The 16,621-nt window shown below is 51.2% G+C and carries 16 protein-coding genes; 8 read left to right on the forward strand and 8 right to left on the reverse strand.

What is annotated here, in order from left to right:
* Positions 1-222: 222 nt before the first annotated feature.
* The 3 genes from ETV65_RS20710 (at position 223) to rlmM (ending at position 2,731) form a co-directional block, all read left to right on the forward strand.
* Positions 223-1,143 carry a transcriptional regulator GcvA gene (locus ETV65_RS20710; protein WP_129954962.1) on the forward strand — a complete coding sequence of 307 codons (921 nt, stop codon included), beginning with the start codon at positions 223-225 and terminating at the stop codon, positions 1,141-1,143.
* A 93-nt stretch (positions 1,144-1,236) separates the two neighbouring features.
* Positions 1,237-1,632: a DUF423 domain-containing protein gene (locus ETV65_RS20715; protein WP_129954963.1), complete on the forward strand. Its 396-nt coding sequence runs from the start codon at positions 1,237-1,239 to the stop codon at positions 1,630-1,632.
* A complete protein-coding gene (rlmM, locus tag ETV65_RS20720; RefSeq protein WP_015696079.1) occupies positions 1,625-2,731 on the forward strand; it encodes a 23S rRNA (cytidine(2498)-2'-O)-methyltransferase RlmM in 1,107 nt (368 codons plus the stop codon). Before ETV65_RS20715 ends, rlmM begins: the two co-directional genes overlap by 8 nt.
* A 169-nt stretch (positions 2,732-2,900) precedes the next feature.
* Here rlmM and xni read toward each other — a convergent pair whose 3' ends face one another.
* The 3 genes from xni to queF form a co-directional block, all read right to left on the reverse strand.
* Positions 2,901-3,653, reverse strand: coding sequence for a flap endonuclease Xni (gene xni / locus ETV65_RS20725; protein ID WP_129954964.1), 753 nt, complete (start codon positions 3,651-3,653; stop codon positions 2,901-2,903).
* A 66-nt stretch (positions 3,654-3,719) separates the two neighbouring features.
* The gene (gene ppnN / locus ETV65_RS20730) at positions 3,720-5,084 is read right to left on the reverse strand and encodes a nucleotide 5'-monophosphate nucleosidase PpnN (RefSeq protein WP_129954965.1); all 1,365 of its coding nucleotides are present in this window, start codon (positions 5,082-5,084) and stop codon (positions 3,720-3,722) included.
* A gap of 169 nt (positions 5,085-5,253) precedes the next feature.
* Positions 5,254-6,099, reverse strand: a complete 846-nt coding sequence (gene queF / locus ETV65_RS20735; RefSeq protein ID WP_129954966.1) for an NADPH-dependent 7-cyano-7-deazaguanine reductase QueF — start codon at positions 6,097-6,099, stop codon at positions 5,254-5,256.
* A gap of 77 nt (positions 6,100-6,176) precedes the next feature.
* Here queF and syd point away from each other — a divergent pair, with 77 nt between their 5' ends.
* Complete coding sequence (gene syd, locus ETV65_RS20740; protein ID WP_129954967.1) at positions 6,177-6,728, forward strand: SecY-interacting protein; 552 nt, start codon at positions 6,177-6,179, stop codon at positions 6,726-6,728.
* A 660-nt stretch (positions 6,729-7,388) separates the two neighbouring features.
* Here the strand turns inward: syd and ETV65_RS20745 are convergent.
* Entirely contained in the window at positions 7,389-8,627 is a 1,239-nt protein-coding gene (locus tag ETV65_RS20745; RefSeq protein ID WP_129954968.1) for an MFS transporter, read from the reverse strand.
* Between the two features lie 189 nt (positions 8,628-8,816).
* On the opposite strand from ETV65_RS20745, the gene ETV65_RS20750 reads away from it, so the two are divergent.
* The 3 genes from ETV65_RS20750 to ETV65_RS20760 are packed head-to-tail and all read left to right on the forward strand — an operon-like array spanning position 8,817 to position 10,404.
* Positions 8,817-9,131 carry a YqcC family protein gene (locus tag ETV65_RS20750; RefSeq protein WP_129954969.1) on the forward strand — a complete coding sequence of 105 codons (315 nt, stop codon included), beginning with the start codon at positions 8,817-8,819 and terminating at the stop codon, positions 9,129-9,131.
* A 1-nt stretch (position 9,132) separates the two neighbouring features.
* Positions 9,133-9,912: a tRNA pseudouridine(65) synthase TruC gene (gene truC, locus ETV65_RS20755; RefSeq protein ID WP_129954970.1), complete on the forward strand. Its 780-nt coding sequence runs from the start codon at positions 9,133-9,135 to the stop codon at positions 9,910-9,912.
* 42 nt (positions 9,913-9,954) lie between these two features.
* A complete protein-coding gene (locus ETV65_RS20760) occupies positions 9,955-10,404 on the forward strand; it encodes a flavodoxin (protein WP_129954971.1) in 450 nt (149 codons plus the stop codon).
* Positions 10,405-10,492: 88 nt separating this feature from the next.
* Here ETV65_RS20760 and ETV65_RS20765 read toward each other — a convergent pair whose 3' ends face one another.
* The 4 genes from ETV65_RS20765 to map form a co-directional block, all read right to left on the reverse strand.
* The gene (locus ETV65_RS20765; protein WP_013574189.1) at positions 10,493-10,882 is read right to left on the reverse strand and encodes a DUF3461 family protein; all 390 of its coding nucleotides are present in this window, start codon (positions 10,880-10,882) and stop codon (positions 10,493-10,495) included.
* 134 nt (positions 10,883-11,016) lie between these two features.
* On the reverse strand, positions 11,017-11,841 hold the full coding sequence (gene dapD / locus ETV65_RS20770) for a 2,3,4,5-tetrahydropyridine-2,6-dicarboxylate N-succinyltransferase (protein WP_013574190.1): 825 nt from the start codon (positions 11,839-11,841) through the stop codon (positions 11,017-11,019).
* Positions 11,842-11,887: 46 nt separating this feature from the next.
* Entirely contained in the window at positions 11,888-14,578 is a 2,691-nt protein-coding gene (glnD, locus tag ETV65_RS20775) for a bifunctional uridylyltransferase/uridylyl-removing protein GlnD (protein ID WP_129954972.1), read from the reverse strand.
* 109 nt (positions 14,579-14,687) lie between these two features.
* Positions 14,688-15,479: a type I methionyl aminopeptidase gene (gene map / locus ETV65_RS20780; protein ID WP_129954973.1), complete on the reverse strand. Its 792-nt coding sequence runs from the start codon at positions 15,477-15,479 to the stop codon at positions 14,688-14,690.
* A gap of 367 nt (positions 15,480-15,846) precedes the next feature.
* On the opposite strand from map, the gene rpsB reads away from it, so the two are divergent.
* Positions 15,847-16,572 carry a 30S ribosomal protein S2 gene (rpsB, locus tag ETV65_RS20785; RefSeq protein WP_013574193.1) on the forward strand — a complete coding sequence of 242 codons (726 nt, stop codon included), beginning with the start codon at positions 15,847-15,849 and terminating at the stop codon, positions 16,570-16,572.
* Positions 16,573-16,621 lie beyond the last annotated feature (49 nt).

The following is a 16,621-nucleotide window of genomic DNA, read 5'->3' on the forward strand; positions in this document are numbered from 1 at the left end:
ATTGCCAGACAATTGCAAACACAACATCACAACCACAAGCCAAAAGTATCTCAGCATCCTCATACCAATTTACTTTTCGTTCCGGCTCAGGAAGTGGCGCCACTATAGGTTTTTGCCTGTACATCCTCAACGGACAAATTATAATGTCTCGGATTAAAAAAACTAATACCAAAACCTACGGACAGGCGTCCCGCTAACCGGCGAATAAGAAGTATCCATTCTATGTCAAAACGTTTACCGCCTCTGAACTCTTTGCGGGTATTTGATGCCGCAGCGCGCCACCTTAGTTTTACTAAGGCTGCCGAGGAATTATTTGTCACGCAAGCCGCGGTTAGCCACCAGATTAAGTCACTTGAGGACTTTTTAGGGCTAAAGCTGTTTCGCCGACGCAATCGCTCTTTGTTACTGAGCGAAGAAGGGCAGAGTTATTATCTGGATATTAAAGAGATATTTTCTGCTCTCAATGAAGCCACGCGTAAACTTCAGGCACGCAGTGCCAAAGGCGCGCTGACCGTCAGTTTGCCGCCAAGTTTTGCGATTCAATGGCTGGTGCCACGGTTGTCTGGCTTTAACTCAGCTTATCCGGGCATTGATGTGCGTATCCAGGCTGTGGACCGTGAAGAAGATAAATTGGCCGACGATGTTGACGTCGCCATATTCCACGGCCGGGGTAACTGGCCGGGGCTGCGGGCAGAGCGATTGTATGCGGAATATTTACTGCCGGTCTGCTCCCCTTCATTGCTGATGGGGGATAATCCGCTGAAGGAACCCGCCGATTTAAGCCATCATACCTTGCTGCACGATGCTTCCCGTCGCGACTGGCTGGCGTACACCAAACAGCTTGGGTTACAACACGTGAACGTGCAGCAGGGACCTATCTTCAGCCACAGTGCGATGGTGGTTCAGGCTGCCGTCCACGGTCAGGGTATTGCGTTGGTCAATAATGTTATGGCGCAGACCGAAATTGAGGCCGGACGTCTGGTGTGTCCGTTCAGTGAAGTTTTAATCAGTAAAAATGCTTTTTATCTGGTTTGTCATGACAGTCAGGCAGAACTGGGTAAAATAGCCGCCTTTCGTCAGTGGATCCTCGCGCGTGCAGCCAGCGAGCAGGAAAAACTGCGCTTTCGTTTCGATCAGGCATGAGGCCTGATCGCCGGGGATAGAAACCGTGAGTCTGCTGATGAGATGGGTTAATCAGGATTTTCATCGGCAAATAACGATAACGGGTATCGCATAATGACCAGTCGTGCAATGTTGATTTTCGCCGCGATCAGCGGTTTTATTTACGTCGCTTTCGGTGCTTTTGGCGCACACGTATTGAGCCAGTCGCTTGGCGAAGCCGAAATGACGTGGATCCATACCGGCTTAACTTATCAAAGTATACATACGCTTGCGATAATGATTCTGGGTGTTGCGATGCAACGCCAGCGCAATGTGTGGTTCTACTGGAGCAGCGCCTTTTTAGCGCTGGGAACCGTTTTATTCAGCGGCAGCCTTTATTGCCTTGCGCTGTCACACCTCCGTTTATTCGTTTTTGTAACTCCGATTGGCGGTACCATGTTTCTGGTCGGTTGGATTTTGTTGTTGATCGGCGCATTGCGCCTGAAGAAAAAGGCCGAACGCCATGAATAAAGTTGCTCTCTACTGCCGTCAGGGTTTTGAAAAAGAATGCGCAGCAGAAATTACTGATAAAGCCGCAAAGATGGAAATCTTCGGTTTTGCCCGCGTCAAAGAAAACAGCGGTTATGTATTATTTGAATGTTATCAGCCTGATGATGCTGACCGCATCGCTAAAGAACTGCCTTTCCGTGAGCTGATTTTTGCCCGTCAGTTAATTGTGGTAGGTGAATTACTCAAAGATTTACCGCCGGAAGATCGTGTTTCTCCGATCGTCGGGATGGTCCAGAACGTGATCACCAACGGGGGTGAACTTCGCGTTGAAGTGCCGGATACTAATGAAAGTAAAGAGCTGACCAAGTTCTGTCGCAAACTGACGGTGCCGCTGCGTTCTGCGATGCGCGAATGCAAGGTTCTGGGCAAAAAAGAAAATGCGCTGCGTCCGGTCGTGCATGTGTTCTTTATCGCGCCGGGGTGCTGTTATGTGGGGTATTCCTACAGCAATAACAATTCACCGTTTTATATGGGTATCCCGCGCCTTAAGTTCCCTTCCGAAGCGCCAAGCCGCTCGACGCTGAAACTTGAAGAGGCTTTCCATGTCTTTATTCCGGCTGATGAGTGGGATGAACGCCTGGCAAGTGGCATGTACGCGGTCGATTTAGGGGCTTGTCCGGGCGGGTGGACCTATCAGCTGACACAACGCAGCATGATGGTCACGGCAGTCGACAACGGTCCGATGGCGCCAAGCCTGATGGAAACCGGTCAGGTTATTCATCTGCGTGAAGACGGCTTCCGTTATAAATCCACCAGTACCAAGAATTACTGGCTGGTGTGTGACATGGTCGAAAAACCGGCGAAAGTGGCTGCACTCATGTGTGACTGGCTGGTCAATGGCTGGTGTCGTGAGGCAATCTTCAATCTTAAGTTGCCGATGAAAAAGCGCTACGAAGAAGTCTCTAACATTCTTGAGCGCATCGACGAACGTCTGAAAGAAAATGGCGTGAATGCCGAGATCTTTGCGAAACAGCTTTATCACGATCGTGAAGAAGTCACCGTACATATCCGCCGTTTCTGGTCGGCTATTGGCGGGCGCCGCGACGAGCGTGATCGCTGATACTCGTCATACTTCGAGTTGCTGATGTGTTGGCTGCATGTGCTCACCCGAATCGCTTACTCATGTAAGCGATTCGGGATTCACTTACTTGCTGCCTTCCTGCAACTCGAATTATTTTGAGTATCTGGTTATGGCGTTTCTTAATAAGAAGCGCCTTTTTACCCCCATTTTATGGCAGGCGCAGTTGCTGTAAGTTGCCGTCCAGGACGACGTCGGTTTGCAGCGTCGAAACCCGTTTGCAGGCATATGCCAGTTCACGATGCTCTTCAAGCTTGTTACGCCATTTTTCCGGCACACCCTCCAGATTGTCGTAAATCTCGTCCAGCGAACCGGTCTGTTTCAGTAATGTCACCGCTGTTTTCGGGCCAATTCCCGGTACACCCGGAATTTTACTGCTGCTGATCCCGGCGAGACCCCAGTAATCGGTGAGTTGCTGAGGCAATACGCCAAACGTATCCTGCACAAAAGGCATATCCAGCCAGCGTTTCTGAAAGTAATCGCGGATCTGAATATTCGGTGCCAGCAGTTGGCAATAGCCTTTATCAGTTGAAACGATGGTGACCTGATGGCCACCGGATGACACTTTGACTGCAAGCGTTGCCGCCAGATCGTCCGCTTCATTACCCGCAGAATGCCAGCAGGCGATCCCCTGCGCTTCAAAACCGGCCTTCAGACTGGGCATTTCCGCAAACAGGTTATCGGGCATCGGTGAGCGCCCGGCTTTGTAGTCTGGCAGACACTGATGACGCCAGCTGTCTGCCCGGTCATCTTCGTCAAATACGGCCACGGCATGTGTGGGCTGTGTATGCTGAATCAGCTGGCCGATGGCGTTCTGGCATGTCATCAGACAAGGCGACCCCTGAACCGCATGAATACGGCGGATCAGGTTCAGGGCATCGATAATCAGCAGATGTATAGCCATGATAATCTCCATAATAAAGGCGACTCACGTCGCCCTTAGATCTGCTTTCGAAGTGTGGCCGGTAAATCAGGCACAAATCTCATAGCAAGGAATATAGGCGCTGCCCGGCAATTTCATGCGGTGCTGTGCGACGAAACCTTGCAGCAGGCTGTCCATTTTTTTCATTAATGCCGGATCGCCGTGCAGCTTGAAGCGGCCGTGTTTTTCGATAGCCTGAATTCCAAATTCTTTCACGTTACCCGCCACAATACCGGAGAAGGCGCGGCGCAGTGCAGCGGCCAGTTCCTGCGGTGGCTGGTTCGGATAAAGATTCAGGTTCGCCATGTTTTCATGGTTTGGCTCGAACGGATGCTGCAAATCGGGCGCAATGCGAATCGACCAGTTGAAACTGTAGGCATCACCGCTGTTACGACGGTTTTCTTTCACCAGCGGCATGGCGCGTTTCATCTGGCGGGCGACTTCTGTCGGATCGTCGATGATGATGGTGTAGAACTTACAGGCTTCTTCACCCAGCGTTTCTTTAATGAAGGCATCGAGAACGTGGAAGTAATCGGCGCTTTCTTTCGGACCGGTGAGGATCAGCGGTAAAACCTGATCGCTATTTTCCGGATCCATCAAAATACCCAGCAGATACAGCAATTCCTCAGCGGTACCTACACCGCCCGGGAAGATAATGATCCCGTGGGCAATACGGACGAACGCCTCAAGCCGTTTTTCGATATCCGGCATGATGATCAGTTCGTTGACCAGGGGGTTGGGTGGCTCAGCGGCAATAATCGACGGCTCTGTCATGCCAATAAAACGGCCCGCTTTGTAGCGTTGTTGAGCATGGCCGACGGCAGCACCTTTCATCGGTGCTTCCATTGCGCCCGGACCACAGCCGGTACAAATATTCAGTTCGCGCAAACCCAGCTGACTGCCGACGTTGCGGGCATACTGATATTCAATTTCATTGATTGAGTGTCCGCCCCAGCACACCACCATGTTCGGATCTTCATCCAGATGCAGGGCGCGGGCGTTGCGTAAGATAGAGAACACCAGGTTGGTCAGGTGCGCTGAATTTTCAGTATTCAGGTTCTGAAAACGACCGGCATTGTCGATTTGCCCGCTCACGAACAGGATATCCCGCAGGACCGCAAACAGATTGGCCTGGAGTGAGCGGATAATCCTGCCATCAACAAAAGCGTCTTCCGGCGGGTTTACCAGTTCGAGTTTTACGCCACGCTCTCTGCGCAGCACATTGATATCAAAGCTTTCGTAACGGTCGAGAAGTTCTTTACTGCTGTCAGTCTGGCTGCCGCTGTTAAGCACGGCCAGTGAACAATTTCTGAAAAGACGGTAGAGGTCGCTGCTCGCTGTACGTTTGAGCATGTCAACTTCCAGCTGTGACAACAAATCCATTGAGCCTAACGGGCTGATATGTGTAATCAAAGTTGCTCCTTGACACCAACGGGTGCAGTGATTCTTTCTGCTACCTGATTGCGACGCATGATTTTCGGATCATGTTTTTTGCGCCGTATGCGATTTAACAGTAACCCCGCCATCAGGCTTTTACCAATGCTGACAGAGCGTTAGCTCAGTTCTTGAGCAACGTCTCGCATTATTGTCTGACAAGTCTTGCCGTTGCAGGTTCAAACGGGAAGTTGGATCTCCATGGATTGATGTCCAGACCGCCGCGGCGTGTATAGCGCGCATAAACGGCAAGCTTTTCCGGCTGGCAGAAACGCAGCAGATCATTGAAGATGCGTTCAACGCACTGTTCGTGAAATTCGTTATGATGGCGGAAAGAAACCAGGTAACGCAGTAGTGCTTCACGATCAATTTTCGGGCCACGATAGTGGATCTGAACGGAACCCCAGTCAGGCTGATGGGTGATCAGACAATTGGATTTCAGCAAATGGCTGACCAGCGATTCCTCAACCATCTCGTCGCCTTTGGCCCCGGCCAGATAATCGGTGCTGAACTCATAGCTGTCGATTTCAATGTCCTGTTCATCAATGCAAACACCGTCAAAATGTCCGACGGGTGAACCTTCAATCTCAGACAGGCGGCTGACGGTTACCGTGGCTTCGCCTTGCGCGCAGGCACTTAAATCACGAGTCAGTGTTTCCTGCACCGCCTGCCAGTCCGGGAAAACGGTCTGATTGAAACTGTTCAGATAGAGTTTGAAACTTTTGGATTCGATCAGATTCTGACTGTTGGCATTCAGACTGATTTCACCCACGGCAACCTGCGGCAGGCCTTTGGCATTCAGCCAGGACAATTCATATAGCGTCCAGATATCTGCGCCATGAAAGGGTAAGTTATCCGGATAGAGGCCCAGCGGCTCCCGGTTCATGCTGCGCGGAACAGCCTGCAATAAAGAGGCGTCGTACTGATCGACATAAGCCGTGCTTTTGCCCAGCGTCAGTTGCGCCAGTGCGGGGTTATCCTGATATGAGGGCATGCTGTCACCTTACGAAATAGGTACAATAGAAAATAATCCCCTAGTTTACCCCAGCCTTACCGGAAGATGAGAGAATTATGGAGTCTGAAGTTTCTGTAGCATTGCGAGGATTTACTCAGCGTTATGTCGAACTCTGGCAGGAGGAAACCGGCATGCCACCCGCCAGCGAAGCCCTTTTTGGTGTTGATTCGCCGTGCGTGATCAAAACCGAAGATGAAAAAGTTTTCTGGCTGACGCAGACATTTACACCTGACGCGACGTTGCAAAATGTGGAGCGGGCGCTGGAGTTACAACTGCGTTCTGAGGCTCATGAGTTTTACACAACGCAGTATGCAGGGGATATGGCCGCCAGCTGGCAGGGAAATCCGCTGACGCTGTTGCAGGTCTGGAGCCAGGAAGATTTCACCCGTTTGCAGGAAAATCTGATCGGGCATCTGGTTACCCAAAAGCGGCTGAAACTGACGCCAACAGTTTTCCTGGCGACTACAGATTCCGAGCTGGATATGGTGTCGTTATGCAATGTGACCGGTAATGTCGTGCTGGAACAGTTCGGCAGTAAAAAACGAACGCTGCTCTCGCCATCGCTATCAGAATTCCTTACAATGCTGACCCCGGTTTATCCCGCCTGATCATGATCTGAAACTCCGTCCCGCAGAGCATAAATGGCTCACAAGCGTGTGAGAGATCTCTCACAAAGCCTGTAAGAGATCTCGTTAATTTGACTTAGTAAGTTTGCGATAAAAATACTTATAATTTTTATAATCAATAAGTTAAAAGCAGAATCGTTTGTGGCATGGCTTACCTGGCCTGATTTTGGCTTACAGCCTGTCTTGCCCGGAAGCGCGAAATCAACGATTCTAGTTGTGCACTAAGGAAGCATGAAGCAGAACATCAGGATGATGGCTGATTCATAAAAGAAGGGGACGGCTCAGGAAGAGTCAGGACGGCATCGGATTATGCCAGGATGTTTCAGGACGAAACCAGGGACACCTCCAGGACGGAGAAGAGAGCTCACAAAGGAAGCTGAGCGGGTCACAGATGACCAAGGGACTTTAGTCAGGATGATTTAGGATAGCCCGTCAGGATGAAAGTGGGACGATGCAAAGGATAGCCGGTTAGGATAACCACAGGAAAAGTTTTCAGGGATTGAGCAGGGAGCACTGAGGTAGCTGGATTGCTATAAAACGAACCGGGGGCACTGTGAAAACAGTGCCCCCAACTTTTTAATGATAGATATAGATATTGCCTCGTTAAACGCTTCTATTCCGCCGGAAGCGCCAGCCACTGACTCAGCCAATCGCCCCTAACACATCATCCTGCCCTTGTTTTTTCGGCAGCAGAAATAGGGTGGCAAAAATATCCAGCAGATAAATCGCCGCCAGCAACGTAATTGCTGCGGTAAATGACACCTGTGCCACAAGTATTCCGATCACCAGCGGGCCAAAACCGCCGACGCCGCGCCCGAGATTAAATAACAGATTCTGCGCCGTCGCCCTGACACGCACCGGATAGAGATCGGAAATAAGGCCGCCGTAACCCCCAATCATGCCATTCACGAACATCCCCATCAGCGCACCTGCGAACAACATCAGCGTCGGGTCAGTTAACTGCGCGTAACATAACACCATCACAACAGCGCCAATCTGATAAATCAGGAAGATTTTCCAGCGAGGGAAACGGTCGGACAGCATGCCGAACAGCCAGATGCCGAAGGTCATACCGACAACGGTCACAGCAGTCCACAGCCCAGATTTGGTCAGTGAGAAGCCAAAGTTTTTCGACAGATAACTTGGCATCCAGATCATCAGACCGTAATAACCAAAGTTCTGAACAGAACATAAGATCAGAATGCCGATGCTGGCTTTGGTGGTGGCTTTATCACGGAACAGTAGCCTGATACGGCTAAACAGCGTGCCGTCGTTGCGGGTCTGGGCGTTTTTTACAAAGGCTTCCGGTTCGCCCATTGTACGGCGTATGAGGAAAGAGGCCAGTGCCGGCAGCAGACCGACCAGGAACATGCCACGCCAGCCGATAATCCCAAGCAGCAGTGGCGTCAGGAAGGCTGCCATTAACACGCCCAGTTGCCAGCCCATACCCACGTAAGCCGAGGCGCGGTTACGCTTTTCAGCGGGCCAGGCTTCTGCAATCAGCGCCATGCCAATACCAAATTCGCCACCCAGCCCGACACCGGCCAATGTGCGATAGACCAGCAAATCCCAGTAGCCTTGTGCGAAAGCGCATAAACCGGTGAACAGGGAGAACATCCCAATGGTGAAGGTCAGTACACGGATGCGGCCGAAACGATCGCTGATTGGCCCGAAAATCACGCCGCCAAGTACGGCGCCAATCAGGGTCCAGGTGACCAGTGAACCACTTTGTGAGGACGACAGGCTAAATTCGTGAGTGATGGCCGGGAGCATGAAGCCGAGGATCAGTAAATCGAAACCATCCATGGCGTACCCGGTCACGGAGGCCAGCATCGCTTTGGCGGGTGTTGCATGGGCTTTCTGAGTGTGTTGTGCGGACATTGGACACATCTGTAAAGAAAAAAGTGGCGGTAGTTTGCCCGTATCGGGCGTTTATCGCTACCACGAAAAACTTATGGCTGAATAGTTAAATTGGATACGATGCAGAAAGTTGGGGCATCAGTCCTTCAATGTTATGCTTTGCGCCGCCCGGCGTAGGCTGCCCGGGGCCATGAACGAAGAGAGGCATTGATGAATACAGAAAACCAGGTTCGCCAGATTTTAGAAGATATCGAACAGGTCATGCGTGATGATAAATTGTGGCATGCCACGCCGCCGGAAGCGGAAGCCTTTGAAAGCAAAGAACCGTTTTCAGTGGATACCCTGTCTGCTGAACAATGGCTGCAATGGGTACTGGTTCCCCGTATGTACGCGTTGCTTGAGGCCCAGGCGCCCTTGCCAACCCGTTTTGCTATCACCCCTTATTTTGAAGTGGCAATGCCTGAAGCAATACGTTTGCTGGCTCAGTTGCAACGCCTCGACGATTTGCTGAACATAGAAGACTGACATGCTGGAAATTTTGTATCAGGACGAATATCTGATCGCATTGAATAAACCGGCGGGCATGTTGGTGCACCGCAGCTGGCTGGATCGCCATGAAACGGTGTTTGTGATGCAAACATTGCGTGATCAGATTGGTCAGCATGTGTTTACGGTTCACCGGCTGGATAAGCCGACATCCGGTGTGTTGCTGCTGGCGCTGTCCAGCGAGGTGGCGCGTTTGCTGTCTCAGCAGTTTGAAAATAATCAGATGAGCAAGGTATATCACGCGGTGGTTCGCGGATATGTGCCGCAAGACGGTACGCTCGATTACGCGCTGACGGAAGAGCTTGATAAAATCGCTGATAAATTTGCCAGTCCGGATAAAGCGCCACAGCCTGCCGTCACGCATTATCGCGTCCTGGCTCAGGTTGAAATGCCGGTGGCTATCGGTCGTTACGATACGGCGCGTTATAGCCTGGTAGAACTGAAACCGGAAACCGGTCGCAAGCATCAGTTGCGCCGCCATATGTCGCATTTGCGCCACCCGATTATCGGTGACAGCGCGCACGGAGATTTAAAGCAAAACCGTGGCATGGCGCAGCATTTTGGTTGTTCAGGACTGATGCTGCACGCCAGCCATATGCAACTGCCGCATCCGGTGACCGGAGAATTATTGTCATTACATGCGCGCTGGGATCATCGCTGGCAAAATGTGGTGACGCAGTTTGGCTGGCAGGGAAAAATCCCTCAGCTTGAAAGGGTTGAGTTTGCGGAAACTTACGGTCAGGATAGTCCACAAATTTAAGTCCTTTGATTGAAATATTGGCCTCACACAGGAGTGAATCCCATGGCAGAAGTCGGAATTTTTGTCGGTACGGTATACGGCAATGCGTTACTGGTGGCAGAAGAAGCGGAAACCGTGCTGAAAGGCCAGGGGCATGAGGTGAAATTGTTCGAGGAAGGCACGCTGGAAGCCTGGCAGTATTATCGCCATCATTTTGTGCTGATTGTGACGTCCACTACCGGTCAGGGCGATTTACCGGACAATATCGCGCCGTTATATGTTGCCATCCGCGATACTGTCGGTTATCAGCCGGAGTTGCGTTACGGTATGATTGCGCTGGGTGATATCAGCTACGATCATTTCTGTGGTGGCGGGCATAAACTGGATGATTTATTGCAGGAGCAGGGTGCGTCGCGCATTGGCGAAATGCTGGAAATTGATGCGATGGAAACTGCAGAGCCGGAAACCGTTGCGATTCCGTGGGTGGAAAAATGGGGACAGTTGCTTAAATAACGTCACGCCCTGACGTGTTCTCCGCACCCTCAAAAGGTCAGGCGAAAGCCTGACCTTTTTTGTATTCGCATCTTCTGACCGGAATTTATCAGCGACCGTTGGTGAGTTTTTCCAGATCAGATTCAATCTCGGAAATTTTATTTGCCACGACGGATTCGAGATGACGCAGGTCATCAAGAATTTTACGTTTCAGATCCACTTCGACCTGATCACGCTGACAGATTTGATCCAGCTCATCAATCACATACCGCAGATTCGGGCTGATCTCATGAATTTCTTTATAACCCTGGCCGGCATTATCGGCAACGATAGTTTTACGCTGGCGCGGGTATTTAAATTTCACGCTTTTAGCAAAAAACTCGCCTTTATCTCTGCGGAAATAGATCTTCAGAATGTCGTTATTGGCCTCCTGACGCAGGCTGTAACGATCAATATCGTCGGGATTATTAATGCCCAGGCTTTTCAGATTGTCATACATAGCGCCACCTTCGTTTAGGAGAATAAATCAGAGTGTCATGATGAACTGAACGGCGGCTTTAATCATTGATTAATTGCACACTTTGCCGTTTAGAAGATAAAAAAGCGGGTTATTAATACCCGCTTTTCTCAAGTTTAGTCGATAGTGCGTAATAACTCATTCAGACCCGTTTTGCCCAGCGTTTTCGCATCTACTTTCTTCACGATAACCGCGCAATACAGGCTGTACTTACCGTCTTTTGAAGGCAGGTTACCGGAAACAACAACAGAGCCTGCGGGTACGCGGCCATAATGTACTTCGCCAGTTTCGCGGTCATAGATTTTGGTGCTCTGGCCGATGTAAACGCCCATGGAAATCACAGAGCCTTCTTCAACGATAACGCCTTCAACAATTTCTGAACGTGCGCCGATGAAGCAGTTATCTTCGATGATAGTCGGGTTAGCCTGAAGTGGCTCCAGAACGCCGCCGATACCCACGCCACCAGACAGGTGAACGTTTTTACCGATTTGTGCACACGAACCGACAGTCGCCCAGGTATCTACCATGGTGCCTTCATCAACGTAAGCGCCGATGTTGACGTAAGAAGGCATCAGCACTGTATTACGTGCGATGAATGCGCCTTTACGCACTGCCGCTGGGGGGACCACGCGGAAGCCTTCACGCTGAAAACGCGCTTCATCGTAGTCCGCGAATTTCATCGGCACTTTATCGAAGTAACGGCTTTCACCGCCTTCCATAACCTGGTTGTCATTGATTCTGAACGAGAGCAGTACCGCTTTCTTCAGCCATTGATGCGTCACCCATTCGCCATCAATCTTCTCAGCAACACGCAATTCGCCACTGTCGATTTTGCTGATAACTTCAGTGATAGCGTCGCGCGTTACGCTGTCAACGTTAGCCGGGGTGATATCTGCACGGCGCTCGAAGGCTTGTTCAATAACGGTTTGTAGTTGCTGCATCCTGTTCTCTTTCCTGAATTGGTTTTAAAAGATAGTGGTACTTGTATCACATTTTGTCGCCAGGGTTGAGTGCCTCAGTTAACCGGCGTGTGATTTCCTTGCGGGTTTGATTATCCAGCGCACGACGCTCACCATTTGCCAGAATAAATAAATCCTCTACGCGTTCACCGATGGTTGATATGCGCGCACCGTGCAGCGACAGGCCGAGATCAGAGAAGACCTCCCCGACGCGTGCCAGCAGGCCGGGCTGATCCAGCGCCACCAGTTCCATATACGTCCGGCGGTCCGTATGGGTAGGCAGGAAACTGACTTCTGTCTGCACGCTGAAATGGCGCAGTTTCGGCGAAGGATGCCGGGTCCGGGGTGGCTGATAAGCCTGCGTCATGGATTGTTCCAGCGCATAACGGATCGCTTCATGACGATCTTGTGCCAGCGGACTGCCATCCGGTTCCAGCACGATAAAGGTGTCCATCGCCATACCATCGCGGTTAGTGAAAATCTGTGCGTCATGAATGCTCAGGTTACGCCTGTCCAGCTCACCGGCGACGGTGGCAAACAGATAAGGCCGGTCAGGGCTCCAGATGAATATTTCGGTACCGCCACGCGTTGCCTGACGGCTGACCAACACCAGCGGTTTGGCGGAGTCGTGTTCCAGCAGATGTCTTGCGTGCCAGGCCAGCTGATTGGGTGAGTGGCGCAGGAAATAATCTGCACGACAGCGGCTCCAGATCCGGTGCAGTGCTTCTTCATCGATATTGTCCATACGCAGCAATGCCAGCGCCTGCAGACGGTGATGACGCACACGTTCGCGAAGATCCGGCGTGTTTTGCATGCCGCGACGCAATTGCTTTTCGGTGGCAAAATACAGTTCGCGTATCAGGCTCTGTTTCCAGCTGTTCCACAGCGTTTCGTTAGTGGCACAAATATCTGCCACGGTCAGACTGACCAGATAGCGCAGGCGCACTTCGCTTTGCATTTCCGCAGCAAATTGCTGAATTTCATTAGGATCCTGAATATCCCGGCGTTGCGCTGTCACTGACATTAGCAGGTGACAGCGAACCAGCCAGGCCACCAGCTGTGTTTCGCGGGAATTCAGCCCGTGCAGTTCGGCAAATTCCAGCACATCCTGCGCACCGAGGATCGAGTGATCGCCGCCACGGCCTTTGGCGATATCGTGGAACAAGGCAGCCATCAGCAACAGCTCCGGCTGTGGCAGACGCGGATACAATTCCACGCATAAAGGGTGCTTTGGCCGGGTTTCTTCATGGGCGAAGCTTTCAAGTTTTTGCAAAACACGAATGGTATGTTCATCGACCGTATAAGCGTGGAACAAGTCAAACTGCATCTGTCCGACGATTTGCCCCCATTGCGGCATATACGCCCACAGCACGCTGTGACGATGCATCGGCACCAGCGCACGTGACACGGCCCCTGGATGGCGCAGAATCGACATAAACATTTCACGTGCCTGCGGGATCATACACAGAGGCTCTTTGAGATGGCGTCGGGCATGGCGCAACAGGCGGACGGTGGTGGAGTAAATGCCTTTGATTTCGCGATGGCGCACCATCAGGTGGAACATGCCGATGATCGTTTCCGGACGGCGGTCAAAGAGGGTGCTGTCCCGCAGGTCAATCAGGTCACCACGCAGCTGGAAATCCTCATCAAGCGGCCGTGGTTTTTCATTCGGGCCGATGGCCAGAATCGCTTCATCGAACAACTGCAATAACATCTGATTCAGCTCACCGACCCGGCGGGTCATGCGGTAGAAATCTTTCATCATGCGTTCGACGGGCTGATTGCCTTCCCCCTGATATTGCAACAGCTGTGCCACACTTTGCTGGCGATCAAACAGCAGGCGGTTGTCGTAGCGTGGCAGCAGCAAGTGCAGGGCAAAACGGATGCGCCACAGGAAGCTTTGACATTCCAGCAGTTCGTTGCGCTCGGCTTTAGTCAGGAAACCAAAGGCCACCATTTCATCTAACGATGTGGCACCAAAATGGCGGCGGGCCACCCATAAAATGGTGTGAATGTCGCGCAGTCCGCCGGGGCTGCTTTTGATATCCGGCTCAAGGTTATAACTGGTACCGTGATAACGCTGATGGCGTTCATTCTGTTCATCGATCTTGGCGCGGAAAAAGTTTGGCGAAGGCCAGAATCCGTCACTGAAAATGTGTTTCTGCATACTGAGAAACAGCGCGACATCGCCGCAAATCAGGCGGGATTCAATCAGGTTGGTGGCCACCGTTAAATCAGCTAATCCCTCCAGCAGACACTCTTCCAGCGTACGCACGCTGTGTCCGACTTCCAGCTTAAGGTCCCACAGCAACGTAATCAGCTCACCGATCCGCAACGCCTGTTCATCGTTGAGACGTTTCTGGCTGAGCACCAGAACATCAATATCTGATAAAGGATGCAATTCGCCGCGCCCGTAGCCACCGACGGCCACCATCGCAGTTTCACAAATATTGTCGAAGCCATAGAACGTCCACAGACGCTGCAAAAGTTGATCGATGTAATGCGTCCGGGCATCCACCAGATCTTCCGCCCGTTGCCCGGCATTGAAGGCATCTGCCAGCCACACCTGAAACTGCTCCATATGTTGTTTCAGGCTCTGACGGTTTAAATCGTCGTCCGGATAGGCAGAAGGGGAGGCGGGCTGTGGCGGGTAAGTGCGGATAAGATCCTGCGTGGTTTGCGGTTGCAGGCTCTTTTCAGCCGAATAGTTTTCAATCATGGGTGCGCAGCCCTACACGTGAGAGACCAATAAACGTGAAAGATAAAAAAACCGGCTTTCGCCGGTTTGATTCACAGATTTATACCCTCTCCGCAGAGCGGGTGACTGTTTAGTCGTGCGTCAGGATAGCCGGGATGGTGTCATCCTTACGCAGCGTCATAATTTCACAACCGTTATCTGTGACCACAATAGTATGCTCGTACTGAGCCGACAAGCTGCGATCTTTAGTTTTTACTGTCCAGCCGTCTTTCATGGTGCGTATACGGTAATCACCCGCATTGACCATAGGTTCAACGGTAAAGGCCATGCCAGCCTGTAACACCACACCGCCGTCATCTGCGTCATAATGCAGCACCTGAGGTTCTTCGTGAAAACCTTCGCCAATGCCGTGACCGCAATATTCGCGTACCACAGAGAATTTCTCGGCTTCAACGAATTTCTGGATCTCTTTACCCAGCGTGCGCAAGCGGATACCCGGTTTGATCATGCGCAGGGCGATATACAGGCTTTCCTGGGTGATACGGCAAAGACGCTCGCCCAAAATCGTCGGTTTACCCGCGATGAACATTTTGGATGTATCGCCGTGGAAACCGTCTTTAATCACCGTAACGTCAATGTTGACGATGTCACCCTCTTTCAAAAACTTATCTTCGCTCGGAATACCGTGGCACACCACTTCATTAACGGAGATACAAACAGATTTCGGGAAACCGTGGTAATCCAGGCAGGCTGAAACCGCCTGTTGTTGGTTCACGATATGATCGGCACATATGCGATCCAGCTCACCCGTGCTCACGCCCGGTTTAACGAAAGGTTCAATGATTTCCAGCACTTCTGCGGCCAGACGGCCAGCAACGCGCATTTTCTCGATGTCTTCGGGGGTTTTGATTGAAATAGCCATGTGTTGTCCTGCGGGTTCTGTGCATCAGGTGTGCTTTATTTCTACACCGATGTCGTCAATAATAAGCTGTGACTTATGGTATCAGCCCTGATATTTGCTGCCAAACTATCATTTCCCGTGAAGCAATCTGCTGAACAAAAGTTGCTGCCGGGCCGTTATTTATGGTATAAAGCGCGCCGGCAATCCGCTCTGAGTCTTACGACGCTGAGGGATTAAAGCCAAAATCACTCATTGTGTACTTATTAACGTAAGTAATAACACACACGTATCGACACATACGCCGGGGTGCCTTGGGAATTCGTTCTGCAGGGTCGGTTGTATGGGATACGTGGAGGCATAACCCCAACTACTTAATAGAGGTTTTATCATGGCAACTGTTTCCATGCGCGATATGCTCAAGGCCGGTGTTCACTTCGGTCACCAAACCCGTTACTGGAACCCGAAAATGAAGCCATTCATCTTCGGCGCTCGTAACAAGGTTCACATCATCAACCTTGAGAAAACTGTTCCAATGTTCAACGAAGCTCTGGCTGAGTTGCAGAAGATCTCCTCCCGTAAAGGTAAGATCCTGTTCGTTGGTACTAAACGCGCAGCAAGCGAAGCGGTAAAAGAAGCTGCACACAACTGCGACCAGTTCTTCGTGAACCATCGCTGGTTGGGCGGCATGCTGACTAACTGGAAAACCGTTCGTCAGTCCATCAAACGTTTGAAAGATCTGGAAATTCAGTCTCAGGACGGCACTTTCGAGAAGCTGACCAAGAAAGAGGCGCTGATGCGTACTCGTGAACTGGCTAAGCTGGAAAACAGCCTGGGTGGTATCAAGGATATGGGTGGTCTTCCTGATGCTCTGTTTGTAATCGATGCTGATCACGAACACATTGCAATCAAAGAAGCTAACAACCTGGGTATCCCGGTATTCTCCATTGTTGATACCAACTCCGATCCGGATGGCGTTGACTTTGTTATCCCAGGTAACGATGACGCAATCCGTGCAGTAAATCTGTACCTGAGCGCTGTTGCTGCCACTGTCCGTGAAGGCCGTTCGCAAGATCTGGCTGTTCAGGCAGAAGAAAGCTTCGTAGAAGCTGAATAATAAGGCAAGCTCAGCAGAGCCCTTATTAACCAGGTATTGAAATATGTTG

It is taken from the genome of Rahnella sp. RFA10(1/100) (assembly GCF_004195115.1).
Classification (GTDB): domain Bacteria; phylum Pseudomonadota; class Gammaproteobacteria; order Enterobacterales; family Enterobacteriaceae; genus Rahnella; species Rahnella perminowiae.